This is a genomic window from Streptomyces alkaliphilus (assembly GCF_014141535.1).
Taxonomy (GTDB): domain Bacteria; phylum Actinomycetota; class Actinomycetes; order Streptomycetales; family Streptomycetaceae; genus Streptomyces; species Streptomyces alkaliphilus.
In genome coordinates, this window is record NZ_VKHT01001139.1 from 1 (window position 1) to 1,466 (window position 1,466).

Below are 1,466 nucleotides of genomic sequence, written 5' to 3' on the forward strand. Positions count from 1 at the left end.
CCCGCCGGGTGGGGGGCCCGCGCTCCGCCGGACGCTCCCCGCTCCTCGCCCCCCTTCACCGGATGGTGGTCCGGCTCTCCCCACGCCGTCGGGCCGGCCTCGCCCTCGCCCGCCTGCGCCGGTACCTGCCCGGGGTGTTGCTCGCGGGCCTGGCGGCCGGCCTGGCCTTCGCGATCGCCGCCGCGCTCTTCGGCCCCGAGGCCGCGTTCTTCGCGCCCATCGCCGCCGTGGTGTGTGTCGGCATCGCCGCCGGTCAGCGGGCCCGCCGGGCGGTGGAGATCGCCGTGGGGGTGGCGCTGGGACTGACCGCCGCCGACCTGCTGGTGGACCTCATCGGCTCCGGGCCGGTGCAACTGGGGGTGGCCGTGGTCCTCGCCATGACCGCCGCCGTGTTGCTGGGCACGGGAAGCGTGCTGGTCAACCAGGCCGCGGTGGCCGCGGTGCTGGTGATCGCACTGACACCCCAGGGGGACACCCATCCCCTGACCCGGCTGGCCGACGCCCTCATCGGGGGCGGCGTCGCCGTGCTCCTGGCCTCGATCCTGGGGCCCCATCCCGGCCGGGCGGTGGAACGCGCGGGGGTGGGCATCCTCGACCACCTCATCGAGGTGGTGCGCGGTATCGGCGAGGCCCTGGACCGGGTGGATCTCAAGCACGCGGAACGGATGCTGACCGAGGCCGGCCGCACCGAGGAGCGGGTGGCGGACCTGGACCGGGCCCTGGAGGCCGCCCGGGAGAGCGCCCGCCTGGGTCACCGCCGACGCTCCCTGCACCCGCGGGGGCCGATGCCGTTGCTGCGCTCACGGATGGAACTGACGGCGGCGACCGTGCGCGCGTTGGCCCGGGCCTCCGCCAACGCGGTACGGCACGGACAACCGGTGGACGCCCGCCTGGTCACCGCCCTGGAGGACCTGGCGGTGGCCCTGGGCGAGTTGCGGCGGTGGGCACAGGGCGGCAACGGCCGCGAGGAGGCGCGGGACGCCTCATTGCGGGCCGCGCGCCTGGCCTCCGGGATCCCGCCGGAGGGCCGCCCGCTGACCACCGGCGTGCTGATCGGACAGATCCGGTCGGCGGCGATCGACATCCTGCGGTCGACCGGCCTGGACCAGGCCGAGGCCGTGCGCGCCCTGGAGCGCTCGGCGGGACGGGCGGACACCCCGGAGGACCGGGAGGAGTGAACGAACGACGCCACTGCGGTGAAAACCGGATGAGTCGGTTCATCGGAGGCATGGGATGGTCCATACCGGTTACCCGAGTGGGAACGGCCCGTTTCACCCGCATCATCCCTCCCGGGAGTCCCGGGTTCCCCGGTGTCATCGGGGAACCGACACCCGGCGGGGCCGGCGACCGCGCCGAATCACGGTCGCCCGCGGACCCGGGCCACGCCCCACCCGCCGCAGACCAACCACGATCCCGCAGACCAGCCACGATCCGGAGGAACGGTGAACCGGAGCGAAGAACCCCCC

Annotated in this window: 1 protein-coding gene; it reads left to right on the plus strand. The window is 75.2% G+C overall.

The window, feature by feature from the left end:
- The coding region (locus FNQ90_RS28255; RefSeq protein ID WP_182608100.1) for an FUSC family protein at positions 1-1,178 on the plus strand (1,178 nt) is incomplete at its 5' end.
- Positions 1,179-1,466 lie beyond the last annotated feature (288 nt).